The sequence below is a fragment of the Nonomuraea sp. N2-4H genome (assembly GCF_045291505.1).
In the GTDB taxonomy this organism is placed as follows: Bacteria; Actinomycetota; Actinomycetes; order Streptosporangiales; family Streptosporangiaceae; genus Nonomuraea; species Nonomuraea fastidiosa.
Genome location: NZ_CP147987.1, coordinates 6286526 through 6309376 on the forward strand (window position 1 = coordinate 6286526; position 22851 = coordinate 6309376).

A 22851-nucleotide genomic window follows, 5' to 3' on the forward strand; every position below is an offset into this window, starting at 1 on the left:
AACACTTACGCTTAATGATCAAACAAAAGACAAAGGTTTAGTGATTGTTTGCAAGCACTAGTTGCGCCGGAAACACGCTTAAGTCTACGACTTCCATCGGGGGTTACTGATGAAATTGGGGTTTCTGACTGCGTGTCTTCCGGAAAGCGGTCTTACCGACATAGCCCGCTGGGCGGCCCGGCAGGGCTACGAAGCCCTGGAAGTAGCGGGTTGCGCCAGGCATCCGATGATCGCAATCACATCAAGGTAGATTCTTTTGACGATGCCGAGAACGAGCGCGTGCGAAGGATCTTCGCGGAGACCGGACTGACGCTTTCCTCGATCGCGTACTACGAGAACAATCTCCACCCCGAGCGAGGGCCGGAGGTGAACGCGCATGTACGGCGCTGCGTGGACGCCGCCGCCGCGCTGGGCTGCCCCACGGTCGGCACGTTCATCGGCCGCGACCCCGGGCTGACGGTCCGCGACAACCTCAAGCGCGCCGAGGACGTCTTCGGCCCGCTCGTCGAATACGCCACCGCCCGCGGTGTCGAGCTGGTCATCGAGAACTGCGTGATGAAGAGCTGGCACCCAGACGGCTATCCGGGCAATCTGGCCTACTCCCCGAGCTGTGGGAGTGGATGTTCGGGCTCGGGCTGAAGCTCAACTACGACCCCTCCCACCTGGTGGCGCTGGGCATCGACCCGGTGGCCGCGCTGACCCCGTACATCCCGCATATCGCGCACGTACAGGCCAAGGACACCCAGATCCTGCCCGGCGCGATCGACAGGTACGGCTACCACGGCCCGATCAGCGGCGCGAAGGGCTGGTACCGCTTCCGCGTGCCCGGACTCGGCCAGGTGGACTGGACGCGCGTCATCGACGCGCTGTACGAGGGCGGCTACGACGGCGTGGTCTCCGTCGAGCACGAGGATCCGGTGTGGAGCGGAAGCCCGGAAAAAGTGCAGGCCGGGCTCTGTATCGCTTACCGCACGTTGCGTCATCTCGTGCAGGGGTAAGTGCGGCTTATCCCCGATCAGAGGAGCGTGCCATGCCGACGAAGGTGACCGCCGTCCTCTCCGTCGCCCTGCTGGCCGCCGTCTCGCTCGCGGCCTGCGGCGACGACGGTGGGCGATCGGCGGGCGACGAGATCACGGTCTGGACCGAGGAGAACCTCGAGGACCGGATGCCCGTGCAGAACGCCATCGCCACCGAGTTCACCAGGAAGACCGGGATCAAGGTGAAGCTGGTCGGCGTGGCCGAGGACCAGTTCAGCCAGACCATCACGGCCGCCGCCGCGGCGGGCGACCTGCCGGACGTGATCGGGGCGCTGCCTTTGGCTTCCGTACGCGAGCTGGAGGCCAACGACCTGCTCGACACCGAGACCCCGGGGAAGATCGTCGACCGGCTGGGCCGCGATGCGTTCTCACCGCGCGCACTGGAGCTGGACAGCTCGGGACGGACGCTGCTCGCGGTGCCCAGCGACGGCTGGGCGCAGCTCATCCTCTACCGCAAGGACCTCTTCGAGGCGGCCGGGCTGAAGCCGCCCGACACCTACGAGACGCTGCAGGAGGCCGCCACCAAGCTCAACACCGGCGGGGTCGCCGGCATCACGCTCGCCATCGCGCCCAAGGACACCTTCACCGCGCAGAGCTTCGAGCACATCGCCCAGGCCAACGGCTGCGAGCTCGTGGACGGCTCCGGCAACGTCACGCTCGACTCGCCGCAGTGCACCAGGGCGTTCGCGTTCTACGCCGGCCTGGCGAGGAACCTGTCGGTCAAGGGCAAGCAGGACGTCGACTCCACCAGGGCCACGTACTTCTCCGGCAAGGCGGCCATGACGATCTGGTCGTCGTTCATCCTCGACGAGCTCGCGGGCCTGCGTAAGGACGCGCTGCCGAGCTGCCCACAGTGCCGTGAGAACCCCCAGTGGCTGGCCGAGAACACCGGCGTGGTCACCGCGCTCAAGGGTCCCGACGGCAGTGCCCCCGCCCAGTACGGCGAGATCGTCTCCTGGGCCATCACCCGCGACGCCGCCAAGGAACCGGCGAGCGCGTTCGTGACGTACATGATGAACGAGGGCTACGAGCGCTGGATCGGCATGGCACCCGAGGGCAAGGTCCCCACCCGCAAGGGCTTCGAGGAGAAGTGGGACGCGCTGCCCGCCGGCGTCGACACCAAAAAGCCGCTCTCCGACGTCTACCCCGACGACGTGCTCGACGCCCTGCGCAAGAGCCCCGACACCATCGCCCGCTGGGGCATCTCGCAGGGCCAGGGCAAGCTGGTCGGCGCCACCATGGGAGAGCTGCCCGTGCCCAAGGCGCTCAGCATGCTCGTCGACGGGTCGCTGACCCCGCAGCAGGCCGCCGCGCAGGCCAAGCGCGAGGTCGAGAGCATCAAGCGCGGGATCCGCGAGTGACCGCCGCCCGCGTCGAGGAGCCGCCCGGCTCCCCCGCTCCCCGGCCCCGCGGGCGCACGCTGCGGCAGCAGGAGGGCCGCGCCGGGGCCGCGCTCATCTCGCCGACGCTGATCATCACGCTGGTCGTGGTGGTGCTGCCGCTGCTGTGGGCGATCATGCTGGCGTTCCAGGACGTGCGGCTGATCAACATCAGGCAGGCGGGCCTGTTCGGGAACTACACGCTGGAGAACTTCGCGTACGTGGTCTCCGAGCCGGGCTTCTGGTCGTCGCTGGTCAACACGCTCGTCTACACCGTCGCGGGCACGGCGCTGTCGATCGCCATCGGGCTGGTCACGGCGCTGGCGCTGCGCGACAGGTTCAGGGGCCGCACGCTGGTCAGGGCCGCGATCCTCATCCCGTACGTGGCCCCGGTGGTGGCCGTCACGTTCCTGTGGGAGACGATGCTCAACCCGCAGTACGGCATCGTCAACACCTGGCTGGCCGAGCCGATCGCGTTCCTCACCCAGGCCAGGGGCGAGTTCCTCGGCGTGCGGGTGCCGGTCGCGCTGCTCACCGTCATCGCCTTCGAGGCGTGGCGGTACTTCCCGTTCGCGTTCCTGTTCATCCTGGCCCGCCTGCAGGCGCTGCCGAAGGAGCTGGACGAGGCCGCCATCGTGGACGGCGCGACCCCCACCCAGCGCTTCCGCTACGTGATCATGCCGCAACTGTGGCGCATCATCGCGCTGCTGTCGGTGCTGCGGTTCGTCTTCACCTTCACCAAGTTCGACGACGTCTACCTGCTGACCGGCGGCGGCGCCGGCACCGAGGTGGTCAGCGTGCGTGTCTACAACTTCCTCACCTCGCGCGACGACATCGGCGCCGCCGCCGCGCAGGCGATCGTGCTGGCCGTGTTCCTGGTCGTCTTCCTGGCGATCTACCTCAGGTTCTTCGCGGGAGGCGAGCGTGAGCAGGGATAGGTTCGAACGGGCGCTGCTGCGGGCGCTCAGGCCGCTGGTGATCGCGTTCCTCTTCCTGATCACCGCGTTCCCGTTCCTCTACATGGTGATGCTCTCGGTACGCGACATCCAGGAGCTGATCCTGGAGCCCGGCTCGCTCTGGCCGTCCGCCTTCACCCTCGACGCGTACGTGGACGTGCTCACCCGGCAGGGCTTCCTGACGTTCCTCAAGAACAGCACGATCGTCGCGGTCGTCTCGGTGGCGGTCACGCTGCTGGTCTCGATACCCGGCGCGTACGCGGTGGCGCGGCTGCGCTTCTTCGGCCGCCGCCAGGTGCACTTCCTCTTCCTCGCGGTCTACCTGTTTCCCGCGATCGTGCTGGCCATCCCGCTGTTCGTGTTCTTCACCATGATCGGCCTGCGCGGATCCCTCGTGGGCTTGATCCTCGTCTATATCGCGCAGACGGTGCCGGTCACGGTATACATGCTCCGCAACTACTTCGAGACCGTGCCGCAGAGCGTGGAGGAAGCGGCCGCGATCGACGGATGTTCGAGGCTGTCGACCATCTGGCGGGTGGTGCTGCCCCTGTCCAAGCCCGCCCTGATGGCCACCGGCCTCTACGCGTTCATGATCGCGTGGAACGAGTTCCTGTTCGCCCTGCTCTTCCTCGTGGACCATAGGGAGAGCTGGACGGTGTCCCTGGGGCTTTCGCAGCTCGCCGGGAGCATCGAGATCCCCACCACGGTCTTGATGGCAGGGTCGGTGGTGCTCACGCTGCCCATCGTGATCGTGTTCTTCGCCAGTGAGCGGCTGCTGACGGAGGGCCTCACCGCAGGAGCGGAGAAGGGATAGACCATGCTGACGGCAGGGCAGATCCTCCAGCTCATCCGCCATGGCTCCTGCCGCACCCGCAAAGAGCTCATCGAGCACACCGGCCTGTCACGCTCGACCATCACCGAGCGGGTCGACCGGCTGATCGCCGCCGGATACATCCACGAGTCGGGCGTCGGCGCCTCCGGCGGCGGGCGGCCACCGTCGGTGCTCGAGGTGCACGCCGCCAGGCGGCTGATCCTGGTGGCCGACCTGGGCGCCGCCCACGCCACGGTGGCGCTCACCGACCTGGCCGCCCGCCCCATGGCGGAAGAGCACGCCGAGATGCGCATCGAGCTGGGGCCCGACGCGGTGCTGTCATGGGTGCGCGAGGCGTTCCAGCGCATGCTCGACAGGGCCGGGCGGCCCGCCCGCGACGTATGCGGCATCGGGCTCGACGTGCCCGGCTCGGTCGACCACGCCACCGGGCACGTCATCAGGTCGTTCCTCATGCCCGGCTGGGACGACCATCCGGTGCGCGAGGCCATCAAGGAGTCGTACGACGTGCCCATCCTGGTCGAGAACGACGCCAACGCGATGGCGCTCGGCGAATGGTGGTCGTCATGGCGCGACACCGCGGCGCTCGTCCTGGTCAAGGTCTCCACCGGCATCGGCGCCGGCATCGTCCTCGACGGCCGGATCCACCGAGGCGTCGAGGACGCGGCGGGCAACATCGGCCACGTGCGCCTCAGCGAGACCGACGACCGGGTCTGCACCTGCGGCTCGCGCGGCTGCGTGGCCTCACTGGCCAGCGGCCGCGCCCTGGCCGCCGACCTCGGCGTGGGCTCCAGCCGCGAGGTGGTCAAGCTCGTGCAGGCGGGCGACCCGGCCGCCATCGCCCGCGTGCAGGAGGCCGGGCGCACGCTCGGCGTCGTCCTCGCCACGGCGGTCAGCCTGCTCAACCCCGCCGTGCTCGTGCTGTCCGGCGACATGGCGCGCACCGGCGAGCACTACCTGACCGGCATCCGCGAGAGCGTCTACCGGCGCAGCCTGCCGTACACGACCCGCAACCTGCCGATCGTCACCGGCTCGCTGGGCGAGCGGGCCGGCATCGTGGGCATGGCGGTGCTCGTCATGGAGCACGTCCTGTCGGCGGCCGCCGTGGACACCGCGCTGGCCGCCGCGGCCGGTTAGGCCCGCCGAGATCGGTCAGCCACCGAGGCCGGTCAGCCGCCGAGGCGCGTCGCCCTTGAGATCGGCGGCCGCCGGGGCGTCAGGCGGCCGCAAGGGTGCGGCGCAGCTCCCCCGCGGCCTCCACCAGCGACGGGCCGTACCACGTGAGCAGCCGGCCGCTCACCGGCACGCACCTCAGGCCGGGGAACGACTCCGGGCCGTCGGTCTCGCTGAAGGCGTAGGGCTCATCGGGCAGCACCACGAGGTCGGGGCGGCGGGCGTTCAGCTCGTCGAGCGGGATCTTGGGGTAGCGCTCGGAGTGGCCGGCGTACAGGTTGTCCACGCCGAGGTGCCTGAGCACGTCGCCGGTGAACGTGTCGCGGCCCACCACCATCCAGGGCCGCCGCCAGATGGGGACGATCGCCGTACGCCTCGGGCCGTCCCAGGGCTCCCGCCACGCCTCGCGCGCTTGAGCCAGCCAGTCCGGCGGGTCTGTACGGCAGGCGTGCACGAACATCCGCTCAAGCGACGCGAACGCCTCCTCCAGCGTCGCGATCTTCGTCACCCAGACCGCGATGCCCGACTCCCGCAGCGCCTCGATGTCGGACGGGCGGTTCTCCTCGGCGTTGGCGAGCACCACGTCGGGCCGCAGCCGCCTGATCGCGTCGAGGTCGGGGTTCTTGGTGCCGCGCACCCTCGCCACGTCGAGATCCGCCGGGTGCGTGCACCACTTCGTGGCCCCGACCAGAGCGTGCGGCACCGTGGCCGCCACCGACTCGGTCAGCGACGGCACCAGCGAGACGATTCGCCGTACTTCGCCGGGAATCTTGACGACCGTGCCGGTGTCATCCACATTGACAGCCTAGATCCATGGCTTCGTGATCAATTTGTCGGCTGTGGGCCGTAGACTCAAGCTGAAGATCTTCCACTCGATGATCGGGGGGACGACGGTTGGAGCACGAGTCGCTCGGTTTCGACCCCAACACGCCAAGCGTGGCCCGGCTCTATGACTACTACCTCGGCGGCAAGGACAACTTCCCCGCCGATCGCGAGGCTGCCGAGCGCATCCTCAAGGTCGCCCCCGAGCTGCGGGCCGCCGCCAGGGCCAATCGCGCTTTCCTCGGCCGCGCCGTGCGCCATCTCGCCGAGGCCGGCATCACGCAGTTCCTCGACATCGGCACCGGCCTGCCCACCCAGGGCAACGTCCACGAGGTGGCGAAGAAGGTCGTGCCCGACGCCAAGGTGGTCTACGTCGATCGCGACCCGGTGGTGCTCGTGCACGCCAGGGCGCTGCTCGCGGGCCAGGGCGACACTACGGTCATCGAGGGCGACCTGCGCGAGCCCGCGGCCATCCTCTCCCACCCCGAGGTGCGCGCCACCATCGACTTCAGCAAGCCCGTCGGCCTGCTGCTGGTGGCGATCATGCACTTCATCAAGGAGGAGGAGCGGCCCGACGAGATCATGGCGACGCTGCGCAAGGCGCTCGCGCCCGGCAGCTACCTCGTGATGTCCCACGGCACGAGCGAGGCCAGAGCCGAGGCCGTCGATCGCGGCACCGAGGTCTACCAGAGCGCCAGCGCCCCGCTCGTGCTGCGCGACAGGGAGCGCATCCGCGAGCTGTTCTCCGGGTTCACGCTCATCGACCCCGGCCTGGTGTGGCTGCCCGAGTGGCGGCCCGAGCAGGCCGACGTCATCGACTTCATGGACAACCCCGCCTCGTCGCTCATCCTGTGCGGCGTCGGCAGGAAGGGCTGAGAACATGCGCGTCGGGCTGGCCGTCCCGCAGTACGGCAGGTTCGCCTCGCTCTCCAGCGTGCTGGAGGTGGCGCGGGCGGCCGAGGCGATGGGCTTCCACAGCCTGTGGGCAGGCGACCGGCTGCTCACCCCCGTCCAGCCGAAGGACCGCTATCCCGGCGGCGACGGCTCCATCCCCGAGGCGCACCGGACCTTCCTCGACCCGTTCTCGGTGCTGTCGGTCGCCGCGTCCGTCACCACGTCCGTACGCCTCGGCACCAGCGCTCTGAACGCCTGCTGGTACGCCCCCGCGGTGCTGGCCCGCTCCCTCACCACCATCGACCACCTGAGCGGCGGCCGGCTCGACGCGGGGCTCGGGCTCGGCTGGTCCTCCGACGAGTACGCCGCCGCCGGCGTGCCGTGGAAGGACCGCGCCCGCCGCTACGAGGCCACCCTCGACGCGCTCGAGGCTATCTGGACCACCGACCCGGTGTCGTTCGACCACGACCTATGGTCTATCCCGCCCAGCCACATCGAGCCCAAGCCGGCCCGCCGCCCGCCGCTCTACCTCGCGGGCTTCGCCGGGCCCGCGCTGCGCCGCATCGGCAGGCGCGGCGACGGCTGGCTGACCGCCACGCTGCCCATCCCCGTGCTGACCTCGATGTGGCAGACCGTGTGCCAGGCCGCCGAGGAGGCCGGGCGCGACCCCGGCGCGCTGCGCATGATCCTGCGCGCCAACCCGATCATCACCGACGACGGCAGGCCGCCCCGGAGCGGCACGGTGGCCGAGATCAGCGCCTACCTCGCCGAGGCCGTGGAGGCGGGTGCGCACGAGCTGATCATCGACCTCCAGCACACCGCCACCGACGACCGGCACATGCTCGACCTCGCCAAGTCCTTCCAGGACGAACTCACCGCCCGCCTCGGCTGACCCCGCGCGCGCTCGCCCCCTGCCGACCCCGCGCGGCCGCCCCGGCTGCCTCGCGCGCATGAGCTGACCCGCCGCGCTCGGCCTCCCAGCCGCCACGATTGCGTCGGCCGACCCGTGCATCGGCCGAGCTCCGCGCTCGCCCTCTCCTGCCGGAAGGGCCGGGGAAGGAGCCGGGCAGAAGGTACCGGAGGCTGGGTAGAAGAGGCGAGGACCGGACGGTGAGGGGCCGGAAGGCCCGGCCGGAAGGCTGGGGTGTGGAAAGCCCGCCTGCTTCTCTCAAACGGGCAGGCGGGCTCGGGTGGTTACCGCGACGGGGTCACTTGAGGGCGGCGAGGGCGCCGTCGTAGTCAGGCTCCTGAGTGATCTCCGGCACGAGCTGGGAGTAGACGACCTTGTTGTCGCCGTCGAGCACGATCACCGCGCGGGCGGCGAGACCGGCCAGCGGGCCGGACTCCTGCGCCACGCCGTAGTCGGTGAGGAACTCACGGCCGCGCATCAGCGAGAGCGTGGTGACGTTCTCCAGCCCCTCGGCGCCGCAGAAGCGGCCCTGGGCGAACGGCAGGTCGGCCGAGATGCACAGCACGGCCACGTCGGGGTGCTCGGCGGCGATCTCGTTGAAGCGGCGCACGGAGGCCGCGCAGACGCCCGTGTCGATGCTCGGGAAGATGTTGAGCACCTTGGTCTTCTGGCCGAAGTCGTCGAGCGTGCGCTCGGACAGGTCCTTGCCCACCAGGCGGAACGCGGGCGCGGTGTCGCCGGCCTGCGGGAAGGTGCCGCCGACCGTGATCGGGGTGCCCTTGAACGTGACGTCGGACATGAAAACCTCCTGTTAGCGATGGTGCCGAGATCGTGCCCAGCAGCGCGATCCTATCGGCGCCCGTCGTCGGTGATCCCGCCGCAGCCCGCCACCGCCCGCCGATGATTGCGCCGCCGCCCCTCGCGCCGCCCGGCGGGGCCACCGCGAACGCCGCGAATTCGACCCTACGCGCACCGCCCTTTCCGGCCCGCGCCAACGCCGCAAACCGGTCCACGCGAACGCCCCTGATCAGAGCCCGCGCGCACCGCCCCGGTCGGCGCGGGCGGCGCTGACCGGGTCGGGCGGACCTGGCGGCGCAGGCCGGGCGGCGCAAGCCGGGCAGGGCCGGGCCGGGCCGGGGTGGGTGCGGTCAGACGTTGCGGCGGTACTGGCCGCCGGCTTCGAAGAGGGCGTCGGTGATCTGGCCGAGCGAGCAGTGCCTGACCGCCTCCATCAGCACCTCGAAGACGTTGCCGTCCGACATGGCGGCCTCGCGCAGCCGGGCGAGGTGGGCGGGCGCCTCGGAGCGGTGCCGCTCGTGGAAGGCGCGCAGCCGTTCGAGCTGGGAGCGCTTCTCCTCCTCGGTGCCGCGCGCCAGCTCCAGCTTGTGCGGATCGGAGTCGTCGGAGCCGGCGGGGTTGCGGAAGGTGTTGACGCCGATGATGGGCAGCGAGCCGTCGTGCTTGCGGGTCTCGTACAGCATGGACTCGTCCTGGATGCGGCCGCGCTGGTAGCCGGTCTCCATGGCGCCGAGCACGCCGCCGCGGTCGGACAGCCGCTCGAACTCGGCCAGCACCGCCTCCTCGACCAGGTCGGTCAGCTCGTCGATGATGTACGAGCCCTGCAGCGGGTTCTCGTTCTTGGCCAGGCCCCATTCGCGGTTGATGATGAGCTGGATGGCCATGGCGCGGCGCACGGACTCGGCCGACGGCGTGGTGACGGCCTCGTCGTAGGCGTTGGTGTGCAGGCTGTTGCAGTTGTCGTAGATGGCGATGAGCGCCTGCAGCGTGGTGCGGATGTCGTTGAAGTTCATCTCCTGGGCGTGCAGGGACCGCCCGGAGGTCTGGATGTGGTACTTCAGCTTCTGCGAGCGCTCGCCCGCGCCGTACCGCTCGCGCATGGCGATGGCCCAGATGCGGCGGGCCACCCGGCCGAGCACGCTGTACTCGGGGTCCATGCCGTTGGAGAAGAAGAACGACAGGTTGGGCGCGAAGTCGTCCACCTTCATGCCCCTGGCCAGGTACGCCTCCACGTACGTGAACCCGTTGGCCAGCGTGAACGCGAGCTGGCTGATCGGGTTGGCCCCCGCCTCGGCGATGTGGTAGCCGGAGATGGAGACCGAGTAGAAGTTCCTGACGCTGTTGCGGATGAACCACTCCTGGATGTCGGCCATCATCCGCAGCGAGAACTCGGTGGAGAAGATGCAGGTGTTCTGCCCCTGGTCCTCCTTGAGGATGTCGGCCTGCACGGTGCCCCTGACGGTGGCGAGGGTGCGGGCGCGCAGCTCACGGTCCTCGCGCTCGTCGGGCTCGCGGCCGTGCTCGGCGCGGAAGCGGTCTCTGGCCTGGTCGATGGCGGTGTTGAGGAAGAAGGCGAGGATGGTCGGCGCGGGGCCGTTGATCGTCATCGACACCGACGTGTTGGGCGCGGACAGGTCGAACCCGTCGTAGAGCACCTTCATGTCGTCGAGGGTGGCGATGGAGACGCCGGAGGTGCCGACCTTGCCGTAGATGTCGGGCCGCGGGTCGGGGTCGTGGCCGTACAGGGTGACGGAGTCGAACGCGGTGGACAGCCGGGTCGCGGGCTGGCCCTCCGAGAGCAGCTTGAAGCGCCTGTTGGTGCGGAACGGGTCGCCCTCGCCGGCGAACATCCTGGTCGGATCCTCGTCGTCGCGCTTGAACGGGAACACGCCGGCGGTGAACGGGAACATGCCCGGAAGGTTCTCGCCGCGCAGGAACCGCAGCAGCTCGCCGTGGTCGGTGTAGCGCGGCAGGGCGACCCGGGGGATGCGGTTGCCGGAGAGCGTCTCGCGCCACAGCGGCGTGCGGATCTCCCGGTCGCGGATCTTCACCACCAGCTCGTCGTTGGAGTAGCGCTCCTTGATGCCCGGCCAGGCGTCGAGCAGCGCGCGGCTCTCGTCGCTCAGCTCGCGCTCGGCCTGCTCGGCCAGCTCGGCGAGCCGGCCCGACTCGGGGGCGTCCTCGCCCAGCAGTTCGCGTACGGCGGCGAGCTGCTGCCTGCGCCTAGCCACCTCGGCCTGCGCCCGCGTCTCCGCGTGGTACGCGCGCACGGTCTCGGCGATCTCGGCCAGGTAGCGGCTCCTGGACGGCGGCACGATGGCCTCGGCGACCTTCGAGGTGCGCCCCTCGACCTTGGGCAGCAGCCCGGGGCCGGAGGCGCCGGTCGGCAGCAGCGGCTTGAGGTGGTGGTAGAGGGCGGTGACGCCGGTGTCGTTGTAGCGGGCGGCGATGGTGCCGAAGACCGGCATGTCCTCGGGCGAGACGCCGAACGCCTCGCGGTTGCGTACGAGCTGGCGGCGCACGTCGCGCAGGGCGTCCTCGGCGCCGCGCCGCTCGAACTTGTTGATCACCACGGCCTCGGCGAAGTCGAGCATGTCGATCTTCTCGAGCTGCGAGGCCGCCCCGAACTCGGCGTCATGACGTAGATCGGCACGTCCACGTGCGGCACGATGCCCGCGTCGCCCTGGCCGATGCCGGGCGTCTCGACGATCACCAGGTCATCGCCGGCGGCCCGGCAGGCGGCGATGACGTCGTCGATGCAGGCGGGCACCTCGTTGGCGGCGCCCCTGGTGGCCAGCGAGCGGAAGTAGGTCTGCGGGCCCAGGCTGTTCATCCTGATGCGGTCGCCGAGCAGCGCGCCGCCGCCGCGCCTGCGGGTGGGGTCGATGGCGATGATCGCGATGCGCAGCTTGTCGTCGTGGTCGATGCGGAAGCGGCGGACCAGCTCGTCGGTGAGCGAGGACTTGCCGGAGCCGCCCGTACCGGTGATGCCGAGGACGGGCGCGCGGCGGTCGGTGGCGTTCCTGATGCCCTCCAGCAGCTCTGCGGGGGCCCTGCCGCTCTCGATGAGGGTGATGGCGCGGGCCAGCGCCGCCTGGTCGCCCGCCATCACGGCTTCGGCCTGCGGCGGGTCGCCCAGCTCGACGTCGCACTCCTGGATGAGCTGGTTGATCATGCCGGGCAGGCCGTAGCGCTGACCGTCCTCGGGCGAGAAGATACGCGCGACGCCGCGCGAGTGCAGCAGCTCGATCTCCTCGGGGACGATGACGCCACCGCCGCCGCCGTACACCTTGATGTGGCCCGCGCCGCGCTCGCGCAGCAGCTCGACCAGGTAGGTGAAGAACTCGACGTGCCCGCCCTGGTAGGAGCTGATCGCCACGCCCTGGACGTCCTCCTGGATGGCGGCCGTGACGATCTCGTCGACCGAGCGGTTGTGCCCGAGGTGGATGACCTCGGCCCCCTGGGCCTGGAGGATGCGCCGCATGATGTTGATCGCCGCGTCGTGCCCGTCGAACAGGGCCGCGGCGGTCACGAAGCGGACGGGGTGTACCGGGACGTGCACGCCTGATCACTCCTTCGTGGAGGCTTCTCCCCCAGATAATTGGACGTCCTACTTTCTTGATACTAGGACGTCCTACTATTTCCCGACAGTGTCCGGGGTAAGGGGCTGGCAGGAGGTGACGCGATGCGCGCGCTGACGTTCGTGCCGGGGAGCAAGGGCACGCTGGAGGTGCGGGAGGTGCCCGACCCCGAGCCCGGCCAGGGCGAGCTGCTCGTCCAGGGTCTCGCCCTGGGCATCTGCGGGACCGACAGGGAGCTGGCAGAGGGCGACTACGGCTGGCCGCCGCCCGGCGAAGAGCGGATGGTCATCGGGCACGAGTCGCTCGGCCGGGTGCTGCGCGCGCCGGACGGCTCGGCGTTCTCGCCCGGCGACCTGGTGGTGGGCGTCGTACGCCGCCCCGACCCCGAGCCGTGCGGCGCGTGCCGGCGCGGCGAGTTCGACATGTGCCGTAACGGCCGCTACACCGAGCGGGGCATCAAGGAGCTCGACGGCTTCGGCAGCGAACTGTGGACCATCGAGGCCGCCTACGCCGTCCGCGTCGATCCCGCCCTGGGCGAGCTCGGCGTGCTGGTGGAGCCCGCCTCCGTGGTGGCCAAGGCGTGGGAGCAGATCGAGCGGATCGGCTCGCGGGCCTGGTTCGAGCCGCGCACGCTGCTGGTGACGGGGGCCGGGCCGATCGGGCTGCTGGCGGCGCTGCTCGGGCGGCAGCGCGGCCTTGAGGTGCACGTGCTCGACCGTTCACCGCACGGGCTCAAGTCGAGCCTGGCAGAGGAGCTGGGCGCGATCTACCACTCGTCCTCGACGCTGGAGGACTTCCGAGAGGCCAAGCCGGACATCATCATCGAGTGCACCGGGGCCGGGCAGCTCGTCATCGACTCGCTCACGACCACGGCGGCGGCCGGCATCGTGTGCCTGTGCGGCCTGGCTCCCGGCGGGCGGGCGCACCGGGTGGACGCGGGCGTGATGAACCGGGAGATCGTGCTGGAGAACGACGTGGTCTTCGGGACGGTGAACGCGAACCTGCGGCACTTCCGGGCCGCGGCGGCGGCTCTGGCGGAGGCCGACAGGGAGTGGCTGGGACGGCTCATCACCCGGCGGGTGCCGCTGACGCGGGCGCTGGAGGCGTTCGAGCCGGCCGAGGACGTCAAGGCGGTGATCGATCTGACGGCCTGACGCGGGGCCTTCAGACCGGGCCTCAGCTCCGCTCGTACGGCCTGCGCCGCCTGGAGGCGGGCTCGGGCACGGATCCGGCGGCGACCCGCGTACGCGCGGGACGGGCGGCCTGCGGGGCGCTCTGCGGCTTGGGACGGGCGGTCTGGGCGGGCCGGACGATCTGGGACGTCTGGAAGGTCTGGGGCGGCGCCGCGGTCCTGGGCCGGGAGCCGGCGGGCCTGCGCTCGGGGGGACTTTCGCCCGCGAAGGGATTCCTGGGAGTCGGGACGCGCCGTACGTCTTGAGCGGAGGAGGAGCGGGAACGCGCGAACCACGGCCAGGAGAGCCGGCGGTGTGCGCCGCGGCGGCGGGTCAGCCGCAGGGAGAGGACGATCGTGGTGAGCACCATCGCGGCCAGTAACGCGACCGGCGTGCCTAAGAAGTCGAGCGGCGAGCCCTGCCCCGTCTGCGATCTGGGCGGCGAGATGAAGGGCTGCTCGGTCGAGCGGATCTCGTTCAGATCGGCGTTGGCCTTGACCAAGCGCGGAATGCCGTAGCCGACGACCTTGTCGGTCTCTCTGACCTTGCGTTTGAGCCAGACGCGGTCGACGTTCGCCTCGATGGTGTGGATCTTCTTGCCGGCCACCCGTTCGACGATGCCGACGTGGTCGATGCCCTTGTAGCTCTTGCCGCCGCGCCAGTCGAAGAAGACGAGCGCGCCGGGCTCCGGCTTCTTGCTCCACGCGCCCTTCTGGATGAACCAGGCGGCGTGGGAGGGCGTCCAGGCGAACTCCCCGACGTACTCGGAGACGCCGGCCTTGTTCGCGGCCCAGGCGAGGAACATGTCGCACCACGGCGCGTCGCGGTATTGGCTGTCCTGGACGCGATCGGCGTACCACTGGCCGAACTTGGTGTACTGGCCCTTCTTCTCCTTGTATCCGAGTTCCTGCCGAACCGTCTTCAGCAGCTTGTCCGCGATCGGGTCCAGAGTGACTCCTCCCAGAAGACAGGCGAATCACGATGGACTGTAGTAGCGCCATCGCGGAAGCGCGCGGGTCACCTGGAAAGTGTCGTCCTATGAGCCGAAATTTCGGTTGTGTTGCTCCCGGGACGGATGTGACGGCCTACTACGTCTTTTAGGAGCCGGCGCCCACGCGGTAGACGTTCACATCGCCCGCGCCCGGCGCGACCACGTCGGCCACGATCACGGTCACGTTGTCGGGCGAGCCGCCCTCGTTGGCGAGATCGATGAGCCGCTGGACGGCCGCCGCAGGTTCTGCCACCGTGGTCAGGACCTCGTGCAGAACCTCGGGCCCGAGCACCGTCGTGAGCCCGTCGGAACAAAGGAGGTAGCGGTCATCAGGCTCGGCCTCGCGCAGCGCCATGTCCGGCTCCGCCCTGCCCTCGCTGCCCAGGACGCGCAGCACCATCGACCGGCGGGGGTGGACGGCGGCCTGGTCCTCCGTGATCCGCCCTTCGTCCACCATCGACTGCACGAGTGTGTGATCCTTGGTCATCTGGTAGAGAGCACCGTCGCGAAGCAGATATCCGCGGGAGTCACCGAGATGAGCCAGAGCGAAGCGGTAGCCGTCCCAGAGCATGGCGGTCACCGTGGTGCCCATCCCTCTGCGCGCCGGGTCGATGTCGGCCAGCTCGACCAGCCTGCGCCCCGCTTCGTGCACGGCGCCCTCAAGGGCCGCCTCAAGGTCGGAGCCCGTCTCGGGAAGCGTGGCATCCAGCTCGCGCATGACGGCGATCACCGCCGAGCTCGCCAGCTCGCCGGCCGCGTGTCCACCCATCCCGTCAGCCACCACGAGCAACCGGCCGCTCGCGTAGCCGGAGTCCTCGTTCTGCTCCCGGCGGCGGCCCACGTCTGATCCGGCGGCATAGCGGATGTTGTGCTTCATACCCTGCAGTAAATCATTGGTTGAAAGACTTCACAAGCAGATGCGCTGAAGACTCCTGTGAACTACTGTGGGCTCCATGAGCCACGACCCGACCGTCAACGCCGGGGACATCGCCCGGCTCGCCGGCGTCGGGCGGGCCGCGGTGAGCAACTGGCGCCGTCGCCACGACGACTTCCCCCAGCCCATCGGCGGCACCGCCAATCAGCCGCTGTTCTCGCTGCGGCAGGTCGAGTCATGGCTACGTCGCTATGGGAAGTCCTACCAGGTCTCCCTGGGAGATCGTGCCTGGCAACGCCTGAAAGCGGCGGGAGATTTGCATCTGGGCGAGCTGGTGGCCCAGGCCGGAGCGCTGCTGACCAAGGCGGCCCAGGTCGCGGGCGACGGCGAGAGCCCGTCGCCCGACGCCGGTCCCGGCGGTGAAAGCGCAGGTCACGACGGCCCCGTAACGCTCGATCCCGAGCTGACCGACCTCATACTCGAACTGGGCAGGGAGCTCGGGCCGCTGCGCGCGTACGAGTTCCTGTGTGAGCGTTATCTCGAAGCGCACTCGCGCCGGCTCTCGGTCACCCGCGACGACATCGCCGGGCTGATGGTCCGGCTGGTCGGCACCGAGGGCGCGACCGTGCTCGACCCCGCGTGCGGCGTGGGCACGCTGCTGCTGGCCTCCAGCCGCGCCTCGCGCATCCTCGGCCAGGAGCTCAGCGAGACCTCGGCCGCCATCGCCGCCTCCCGGCTGCGCCTGCGCGGCGTCGAGGCCACGATCGTGCCGGGCGATTCCATGCGGCGCGACGGCTTCGCCGGCGAGCGGGCCGACGCGGTGGTGTGCGACCCGCCGTTCGGCGAGCGGGCCTGGGGTTATGAGGAGCTGACCGGCGACCCGCGCTGGGAGTACGGCCTGCCGCCCAGGGGCGAGCCCGAGCTGGCCTGGGTCCAGCACTGCCTCACCCACGTCAAGCCGGGCGGCCTGGTGGCCATCTTGATGCCGCCGGCCGCCGCCAGCCGCAAGGCGGGCCGCCGCATCCGCGCCAACCTGCTGCGCGCGGGCGCGCTGCGGGCCGTCGTGGCGCTGCCGGGCAGCGACCTGTGGCTGCTGCGCCGCCCGGCGGCAGGTGAGCGCCCGCCGTCTGAGGTGCTGATCCTCGACGCCACGGCCGACCTGTCGGCGGTCGAGCCGGCCTGGCAGGCGTACATGGAGGACCGCTGCGACCAGACCGTGCGGATCATCGACCTGCTGGCCGACGAGGTCGACATGACCCCGGCCCGCCACCAGCGGCGCGACGACGTGGGCCGGGCCTTCGCCGAGGCGCGCGACCGCTTCCTCGCCGCCACGGCGGTGCCGCCGCCCGACCTCAAGGTGCTCGACCAGCCGCTCGACCAGCCCGCAACCACGCTCGGCGACCTCATCAAGGAGGGCCTGGTCACGGCCTCGCAGGCGCCGCCCAAGATGGCCGCCGACGGCGGTGACATCCCGGTGCTGACCTCCGACGACCTGCTCAACGGCGGCGCGCCGTCCGGCTCGACGACGATGCAGCAGGGCCTGGTCCCGATCAAGCCGGGCGACGTCGTGGCCTCCTACTCCGCCGTACGCGTGATGGCCGACGGCGGCGCGGTGCTAGGTCCCCATCTGACGCTCTACCGCGTGGACGGACGCAGGCTCGACCCCGACTTCCTCGCCGGGTTCCTGCGGGCCGCCGGCGGGCGGGTGACGACCGGCTCCAGCAGGTTCGACGTACGCCGCACCAAGCTGCCCCGGCTGTCGCTGCGCGAGCAGAAGGCGTACGGCGCGGCGTTCCGGCAACTGGCCGTGCTGGAGGACGCCATCCGCGAGACCTCCACGCTGGGGCACACGCTGATCCGGCTGGGTCTCGACGGCCTCGCCGACGGCCACCTGCACCCGCAGTCCTGACGGTGTAGTTTTCTCCGGAAGGCTGCGGGAGAGGGGGTTTATGGTCATCGGTGACCGCTACGAGCTCGACGACCTTCCTCTCGGTCAGGGCGGCATGGGCGCCGTCTACGCGGGCCATGACCGCCACCTCGACCGCAGGGTGGCGGTGAAGCTGCTGCGCCTGCCCAGCGGGCCCGACAACGAGCTGGAGCGCCGGTTCATCAGGGAGGCCAGGATCCTGGCCAGGCTGGAGCATCCCGGCGCCCCCGTGCTCTACGACTTCGGCACCCACGAGCAGCGGCTCTACCAGGTGATGCAGTTCATCGAGGGTGTCACCGTGGCCGACGTGGTGCACGAGCACGGGCCGCTGCCGGTGCCGTGGGCGGCGGCGATCGCGGCGCAGGCGTGCGCGGTGCTGTCGGCGGCGCATGCCCTGTCGATCTGCCACCGCGACCTCAAGCCGACCAACCTCATGCTCTGCCCCGACGGCAGCGTGAAGGTGCTGGACTTCGGCCTGGCGATGCTCAGGGAGCCCGACGTCACCACCTTCACCAGGATCGGGCAGATCCTCGGCACGCCGGCGTACATGGCGCCCGAGCAGATCCAGCACGGCATCACCGAGCCGCGCAGCGACCTGTACTCGCTGGGCTGCGTGCTGCACGAGATGCTCTCCGGCGAGCAGCTCTTCACCGGGCCGACCGACTACGTGGTCTTCGAAAAGCAGGTCAAGGAGCGCCCTCCGACCATTCCCGGGCTGCCCGAGCCACTGAGCGAGCTGCTCGCGCAACTGCTGGAGAAGAAGCCCGACGACCGCCCCGCCGACGCCGACGAGCTGTACGAGCGGCTCGACCCGTTCGCGGTCGGGCTGCCCATGCTGCCCGGCTTCCTCACCACCGACCCGAGCCCCGGCCGCATGTACGCCAGGATGGCCGGCCGCGCCCTCACCGGCTGAACCGGTTCCGTCGCACGCGAGCTGCGAAACCCCGCCGACCTCGCGAGATCGCGCTCTCTCGAATAACACCATCGTTATGTAACCTCCGTTGACAGAGCCATGTGAGCGCCGCGAATCTCTTGAGAGAGCGCTCTCTCAGTCACCACTTTGCACGGAGACCCAGGAGGGTTTCGATGGCCCCTCGCATCCGGCGGCTCGGCCTGCCCCTGCTCACCGCGTCCGTCCTCGCACTGGCGACGGCCTGCGGCGGCGGAGGCGAAGGCACCGCGGCCGAGTCGAGCGCCAAGCCCGGCGAGAAGATCAAGCTGACCGTCGACCTGTTCGGCGACTTCGGCTTCCAGCCTCTCTACGAGGAATACAAGAAGACGCATCCGAACATCGAGATCGTCGAGAACGTCACCCAGTTCAACGACCACCACAGCAACCTGGTCAAGCGACTGGCCACCAACGCGGGTGCGGGGGACGTCGTCGCGGTCGAGGTCGGCTACATCAGCACCTTCACCGCCCAGCCCGGCAAGTTCGTCGACCTCAAGCAGTACGGCCTCGACAAGCGCCAGTCCGAGTACCTCGACTGGAAGTGGCAGCAGGGCCTCAGCAAGGACGGGCAGCAGGTGCTCGGCCTCGGCACCGACGTCGGCGGCCTGGCCATGTGCTACCGCAAGGACCTGTTCAAGAAGGCCGGGCTGCCCGACGACCGCGACAAGGTCTCGGCGCTCTGGCCGACCTGGGAGGACTACATCGAGACCGGCAAGAAGTTCGCCGCGGCGAACGTGCCCGGCGCGAAGTTCGTGGACTCCCCCGGTGAGATCTTCCGCGCCATGGTCAACCAGGCCCCGGTCGGCCTGTACGACGAGCAGGACAACATCATCGTCGAGACCAACCCCGAGGTGAAGAAGGCCTGGGACCTGTCCAACCGGCTCACCCAGGAGGGCCTGACCGCCAAGCTGGCCGCCTTCTCCCCGCCGTGGAACACCGGCTTCGCCAAGGGCTCGTTCGCCACGATCATCTGCCCCGCCTGGATGACCGGCTTCATCCAGGAGCAGGCCAAGGACTCGGCCGGCAAGTGGGACATCGCGGCCGTCCCCGGCGGCTCGGGCAACAGCGGCGGTTCGCACCTCATGGTGCCCAAGCAGAGCAAGCACCCCAAGGAGGCGGCCGAGCTGATCGACTTCCTCACCTCCAAGGAGAACCAGGCCAAGGTTTTCAAGGAGGAGGGCACGTTCCCGTCGATCCCGTCGCTGTACGACGACCCGTCGATCCAGAACTTCACCAAGCCGTTCTTCGGTGACGCCCCCATCGGCAAGATCTACTCCGACGCCGCCAAGGCGCTCAAGCCGCAGCACCTCGGCCCGAAGGAGGCCGACGTACGGACCGTCATCGGCAACGGCCTCGGCCGGGTCGAGCAGGGCAAGCAGACGCCCGACGAGGCGTGGGCCCAGGTGCTCCAGGACGTCAAGAAGATCAAATGAGCTCTCTTCCTCTCGCGGTCACGCAGAGGCGTAGGCGCAGCGTGCGGCACACCCTCGACATGAGGGTGTCGCCGTACGCCTACGTGGCCCCTTTCTTCCTGCTGTTCTGCGCCTTCGGGCTCTTCCCGCTGGTCTACACGGCCTGGGTGAGCCTGCACGAGTGGACGTTGCTGTCGGAGACGCAGGAGTTCATCGGCCTCGGCAACTACACGACGTTGCTGGGCGACTCCTACTTCTGGAACGCCACGTTCAACACCCTGTCCATCGGGATCCTGTCCACCGCGCCGCAGCTCGCGCTGGCCATCTGGCTGGCGCACCTGCTCAACAGGAGGCTGCGGTTCCAGACGCTGTTCCGCGTGGCGCTGCTGCTGCCGAACGTCACCAGCGTCGTCGCGGTGGTCGTGATCTTCAGTCAGCTCTTCGGCCGGGACTTCGGCCTGATCAACTGGATCCTGTCCTGGTTCGGCGTCGGCCACATCGACTGGGCGGCGGGCACCGCCACCTCGCACGTCGCGCTCTCAGTGATGATCATGTGGCGCTGGACCGGGTACAACGCGCTGATCTTCCTCGCGGCCATGCAGGCCGTGCCGCGCGACCTGTACGAGGCCGCCACCCTCGACGGCGCGAGCAGCTTCACCCAGCTCCGCCGCATCACCATCCCCATGATCAGGCCCACGATCATCTTCGTGGTCATCGTCTCGACGATCGGCGCGATGCAGATCATCGCCGAGCCGATGCTGTTCGGCCAGAGCAGCGGCAGCGGCGGCGGCATCGCGACGGGCGGGCCCGACCGGCAGTTCCAGACGCTGGCGCTGTTCGTCTACGAGCAGGGCTTCGCGAACTCGACGTTCGACTTCGGCTACGCCTCCGCGGCCTCCTGGCTGATGTTCGTCGCCGTGGTGATCGTCGCCGGCATCAACTTCCTCATCACCCGTCGCATGAAGGGCGGTCTGGTATGAGGCTGCGCTACCTGACCCTCATCGCGGTGGCGTTCTTCTCGGCCTTCCCGCTGTACTACAGCGTGGTGGTGGCCTCCAGGCACAACTCCGCGCTGGCCCAGGTGCCGCCGCCGCTGCTGCCCGGCGGGAACTTCTTCGCCAACGTCGCCCGCGTCTTCGACACCGTGCCGTTCGGGCTGGCGCTGCTGAACTCCGTCATCGTGGCCGGCTCGATCTCGATCGCGGTGATGTTCTTCTCGACGCTGGCCGGGTTCGCCTTCGCCAAGCTGAGCTTCAGGGGCAAGAACATCATGCTGGTGATCACGGTCGCGACCATGATGGTCCCCGCACAGCTCGGCATCATCCCGCTCTACATGCTCATGGTGAAGCTGGAGTGGACCGGCACCAACTACGCGCTCATCGTGCCCGCGCTGGTCAACGCGTTCGGCGTGTTCTTCATGACGCAGTACCTCCAGCGCGCGCTGCCCACCGAGCTGCTGGAGGCCGGCCGGGTGGACGGCTGCACGACCTGGGGGTTGTTCTGGCACGTCGTGCTGCCCGCCGCGCGGCCCGCGGCGGCGGTGCTGGGCATGCTGACGTTCATGTCGGCGTGGAACGACTACTTCTGGCCCCTGGTCGTGCTCACCCCGGACAACCCGACCGTGCAGGTGGCGCTGTCGACGCTGGCCAGCGGCTACGTCAACGACTACGTGCTCGGCCTGGCGGGCACCGCGATCGGCACGCTGCCGCTCGTGGCCGTCTTCGCGCTGTTCGGCAAGCAAATCATCGGCGGAATCATGCAAGGAGCTGTTAAGGGATGATCTTTCCCGAGGACTTCGTCTGGGGAGCCGCCACGGCCTCCTATCAGATCGAGGGGGCGGTCAAGGAGGACGGGCGGGGCCAGTCGATCTGGGACACCTTCTCCCACACCCCCGGGAACGTGGCCGACGGCGACACCGGCGACGTCGCCTGCGATCACTATCACCGCTTCCGCGATGACGTCGCCCTGATGCGGGAGCTGCGGCTGGGCGCCTACCGGTTCTCGGTGGCCTGGCCGCGCATCCAGCCGGACGGCCATGGAGCGATCAACCCTCGCGGCCTGGCCTTCTACGACCGGCTCGTGGACGAGCTGCTGGCCGCGGGCATCACGCCGTACATCACCCTCTACCACTGGGATCTCCCCCAGGCGCTCGAGGACCGGGGCGGGTGGACCGATCGCGACACCGCGTACCGGTTCGCCGATTACGCCCAGGTCGTGCACGACCGGCTCGGCGACCGTGCCCGCAACTGGGCCACGCTCAACGAGCCGTGGGTGTCGGCGTTCCTCGGCTACGGCAACGGCGTGCACGCGCCGGGCCGCCGCGACCCCGCCGAGGCCCTGCGCTCGGCCCATCACCTGCTGCTCGGCCACGGGCTCGCGGCCAGGCGGCTGCGCGATTCTGGTGCGGGGGCCGTGATGCTCGTCGTCAACTCCGCGCCCGTGCTCACCCCCGCACAGGTCAACGACCCGTCGGCGGTGGCGAGCGAGGAGGACGCGGCCGCGGTGGACCGCGTCCACGCGCTGCTGACCCGGCAGTTCCTCGACCCCGCCGTGTACGGCAGGTACCCGGACGAGGTCGTCGCGGCGGCCGAGCGCAACGGCGGCACCGCGCACATCCGGGACGGCGACCTCGCGCTCATCAACGCACCGCTCGACCTGATCGGCATCAACTACTACAACCCGTGCGTGGTCGAGGCCGGTCCCGGGCTGCCCGCCGACCCCGCGTGGCCGGGCTCGGAGGGCGTCAGGTTCGCCGAGGCCGACGCGCCCACCACCGCGATGGGCTGGCCGATCGTCCCCGACGGCCTGTCCCGCCTGCTCATCCGGCTCTCGCAGGACTATCCGCAGGTCGGCCTCATGGTCACCGAGAACGGCGCGGCCTTCGACGACGTCGTCGAGAACGGCAGGGTGCACGACGACGACCGGGTGGCGTACCTGGACGGGCACCTGCGCGAGGCGCACCGGGCCATCGAGGCGGGCGTCGACCTGCGCGGATATCTGGTCTGGTCGCTGCTCGACAACTTCGAGTGGGCCGAGGGCTACCGGCGGCGCTTCGGCATCGTGCACGTCGACTACGCCACCCAGGAGCGGCTGCCCAAGGACAGCGCGTTCTGGTACAGGGACGTGATCGTCAGGAACGGCCTGTAG

19 protein-coding genes and 1 pseudogene are annotated in these 22851 nt (G+C 69.8%); 15 read left to right on the forward strand and 5 right to left on the reverse strand.

The window, feature by feature from the left end; translation table 11 throughout:
• Positions 1-132 precede the first annotated feature (132 nt).
• The 6 genes from WBK31_RS28765 to WBK31_RS28790 are packed head-to-tail and all read left to right on the forward strand — an operon-like array spanning position 133 to position 5338.
• Positions 133-639, forward strand: a complete 507-nt coding sequence (locus WBK31_RS28765) for a sugar phosphate isomerase/epimerase family protein (RefSeq protein WP_406673456.1) — start codon at positions 133-135, stop codon at positions 637-639.
• A complete protein-coding gene (locus WBK31_RS28770; RefSeq protein WP_406673457.1) occupies positions 621-998 on the forward strand; it encodes a sugar phosphate isomerase/epimerase family protein in 378 nt (125 codons plus the stop codon). Before WBK31_RS28765 ends, WBK31_RS28770 begins: the two co-directional genes overlap by 19 nt.
• A 32-nt stretch (positions 999-1030) precedes the next feature.
• A complete protein-coding gene (locus WBK31_RS28775) occupies positions 1031-2398 on the forward strand; it encodes an ABC transporter substrate-binding protein (protein WP_406673458.1) in 1368 nt (455 codons plus the stop codon).
• A complete protein-coding gene (locus WBK31_RS28780; protein ID WP_378786746.1) occupies positions 2395-3354 on the forward strand; it encodes a carbohydrate ABC transporter permease in 960 nt (319 codons plus the stop codon). Before WBK31_RS28775 ends, WBK31_RS28780 begins: the two co-directional genes overlap by 4 nt.
• Positions 3341-4186: a carbohydrate ABC transporter permease gene (locus tag WBK31_RS28785; protein WP_364060819.1), complete on the forward strand. Its 846-nt coding sequence runs from the start codon at positions 3341-3343 to the stop codon at positions 4184-4186. The genes WBK31_RS28780 and WBK31_RS28785 overlap by 14 nt, the downstream gene beginning before the upstream one ends.
• Positions 4187-4189: 3 nt before the next feature.
• Positions 4190-5338, forward strand: coding sequence for an ROK family transcriptional regulator (locus tag WBK31_RS28790; protein WP_364060816.1), 1149 nt, complete (start codon positions 4190-4192; stop codon positions 5336-5338).
• Between the two features lie 79 nt (positions 5339-5417).
• Here WBK31_RS28790 and WBK31_RS28795 read toward each other — a convergent pair whose 3' ends face one another.
• Positions 5418-6170: a helical backbone metal receptor gene (locus WBK31_RS28795; protein WP_378786744.1), complete on the reverse strand. Its 753-nt coding sequence runs from the start codon at positions 6168-6170 to the stop codon at positions 5418-5420.
• Positions 6171-6268: 98 nt separating this feature from the next.
• Between WBK31_RS28795 and WBK31_RS28800 the strand changes: the two genes are divergently transcribed.
• Both WBK31_RS28800 and WBK31_RS28805 read left to right on the forward strand, forming a co-directional pair.
• The gene (locus WBK31_RS28800) at positions 6269-7072 is read left to right on the forward strand and encodes an SAM-dependent methyltransferase (protein ID WP_406673459.1); all 804 of its coding nucleotides are present in this window, start codon (positions 6269-6271) and stop codon (positions 7070-7072) included.
• A 4-nt stretch (positions 7073-7076) separates the two neighbouring features.
• On the forward strand, positions 7077-7982 hold the full coding sequence (locus WBK31_RS28805) for a TIGR03619 family F420-dependent LLM class oxidoreductase (protein WP_364060807.1): 906 nt from the start codon (positions 7077-7079) through the stop codon (positions 7980-7982).
• A gap of 316 nt (positions 7983-8298) precedes the next feature.
• Here WBK31_RS28805 and tpx read toward each other — a convergent pair whose 3' ends face one another.
• Both tpx and icmF read right to left on the reverse strand, forming a co-directional pair.
• A complete protein-coding gene (gene tpx, locus WBK31_RS28810; protein WP_364060804.1) occupies positions 8299-8799 on the reverse strand; it encodes a thiol peroxidase in 501 nt (166 codons plus the stop codon).
• A gap of 349 nt (positions 8800-9148) precedes the next feature.
• A pseudogene (gene icmF / locus WBK31_RS28815) lies at positions 9149-12360 on the reverse strand (fused isobutyryl-CoA mutase/GTPase IcmF).
• A gap of 123 nt (positions 12361-12483) precedes the next feature.
• Here icmF and WBK31_RS28820 point away from each other — a divergent pair.
• On the forward strand, positions 12484-13533 hold the full coding sequence (locus WBK31_RS28820) for a glucose 1-dehydrogenase (RefSeq protein ID WP_364060798.1): 1050 nt from the start codon (positions 12484-12486) through the stop codon (positions 13531-13533).
• A 22-nt stretch (positions 13534-13555) separates the two neighbouring features.
• Here the strand turns inward: WBK31_RS28820 and WBK31_RS28825 are convergent, their stop codons facing one another.
• Both WBK31_RS28825 and WBK31_RS28830 read right to left on the reverse strand, forming a co-directional pair.
• A complete protein-coding gene (locus WBK31_RS28825) occupies positions 13556-14515 on the reverse strand; it encodes a CHAP domain-containing protein (RefSeq protein ID WP_406675536.1) in 960 nt (319 codons plus the stop codon).
• A 133-nt stretch (positions 14516-14648) separates the two neighbouring features.
• Positions 14649-15419, reverse strand: coding sequence for a protein phosphatase 2C domain-containing protein (locus WBK31_RS28830; RefSeq protein WP_364060795.1), 771 nt, complete (start codon positions 15417-15419; stop codon positions 14649-14651).
• 76 nt (positions 15420-15495) lie between these two features.
• Between WBK31_RS28830 and WBK31_RS28835 the strand changes: the two genes are divergently transcribed.
• From WBK31_RS28835 to WBK31_RS28860, 6 genes are all read left to right on the forward strand, one after another.
• Positions 15496-17325, forward strand: a complete 1830-nt coding sequence (locus WBK31_RS28835; protein ID WP_364060792.1) for an N-6 DNA methylase — start codon at positions 15496-15498, stop codon at positions 17323-17325.
• Between the two features lie 40 nt (positions 17326-17365).
• Entirely contained in the window at positions 17366-18256 is an 891-nt protein-coding gene (locus WBK31_RS28840) for a serine/threonine-protein kinase (protein ID WP_364060789.1), read from the forward strand.
• Positions 18257-18429: 173 nt separating this feature from the next.
• Positions 18430-19725, forward strand: coding sequence for an extracellular solute-binding protein (locus WBK31_RS28845; protein ID WP_378786734.1), 1296 nt, complete (start codon positions 18430-18432; stop codon positions 19723-19725).
• On the forward strand, positions 19722-20684 hold the full coding sequence (locus WBK31_RS28850; protein ID WP_406673460.1) for a carbohydrate ABC transporter permease: 963 nt from the start codon (positions 19722-19724) through the stop codon (positions 20682-20684). The genes WBK31_RS28845 and WBK31_RS28850 overlap by 4 nt, the downstream gene beginning before the upstream one ends.
• Entirely contained in the window at positions 20681-21484 is an 804-nt protein-coding gene (locus WBK31_RS28855) for a carbohydrate ABC transporter permease (RefSeq protein ID WP_364060780.1), read from the forward strand. The genes WBK31_RS28850 and WBK31_RS28855 overlap by 4 nt, the downstream gene beginning before the upstream one ends.
• The gene (locus tag WBK31_RS28860; protein WP_406673461.1) at positions 21481-22851 is read left to right on the forward strand and encodes a GH1 family beta-glucosidase; all 1371 of its coding nucleotides are present in this window, start codon (positions 21481-21483) and stop codon (positions 22849-22851) included. The genes WBK31_RS28855 and WBK31_RS28860 overlap by 4 nt, the downstream gene beginning before the upstream one ends.

Coding starts and splice junctions, on each gene's coding strand:
- WBK31_RS28770 (WP_406673457.1), top strand. CDS start 621: ATGTTCGGGCTCGGGCTGAAGCTCAACTACGACCCCTCCCACCTGGTG.
- WBK31_RS28805 (WP_364060807.1), top strand. CDS start 7,077: ATGCGCGTCGGGCTGGCCGTCCCGCAGTACGGCAGGTTCGCCTCGCTC.
- WBK31_RS28830 (WP_364060795.1), bottom strand. CDS start 15,419: ATGAAGCACAACATCCGCTATGCCGCCGGATCAGACGTGGGCCGCCGC.
- WBK31_RS28860 (WP_406673461.1), top strand. CDS start 21,481: ATGATCTTTCCCGAGGACTTCGTCTGGGGAGCCGCCACGGCCTCCTAT.
- WBK31_RS28840 (WP_364060789.1), top strand. CDS start 17,366: ATGGTCATCGGTGACCGCTACGAGCTCGACGACCTTCCTCTCGGTCAG.
- WBK31_RS28850 (WP_406673460.1), top strand. CDS start 19,722: ATGAGCTCTCTTCCTCTCGCGGTCACGCAGAGGCGTAGGCGCAGCGTG.
- WBK31_RS28855 (WP_364060780.1), top strand. CDS start 20,681: ATGAGGCTGCGCTACCTGACCCTCATCGCGGTGGCGTTCTTCTCGGCC.
- WBK31_RS28835 (WP_364060792.1), top strand. CDS start 15,496: ATGAGCCACGACCCGACCGTCAACGCCGGGGACATCGCCCGGCTCGCC.
- WBK31_RS28775 (WP_406673458.1), top strand. CDS start 1,031: ATGCCGACGAAGGTGACCGCCGTCCTCTCCGTCGCCCTGCTGGCCGCC.
- WBK31_RS28790 (WP_364060816.1), top strand. CDS start 4,190: ATGCTGACGGCAGGGCAGATCCTCCAGCTCATCCGCCATGGCTCCTGC.
- WBK31_RS28820 (WP_364060798.1), top strand. CDS start 12,484: ATGCGCGCGCTGACGTTCGTGCCGGGGAGCAAGGGCACGCTGGAGGTG.
- WBK31_RS28845 (WP_378786734.1), top strand. CDS start 18,430: ATGGCCCCTCGCATCCGGCGGCTCGGCCTGCCCCTGCTCACCGCGTCC.
- tpx (WP_364060804.1), bottom strand. CDS start 8,799: ATGTCCGACGTCACGTTCAAGGGCACCCCGATCACGGTCGGCGGCACC.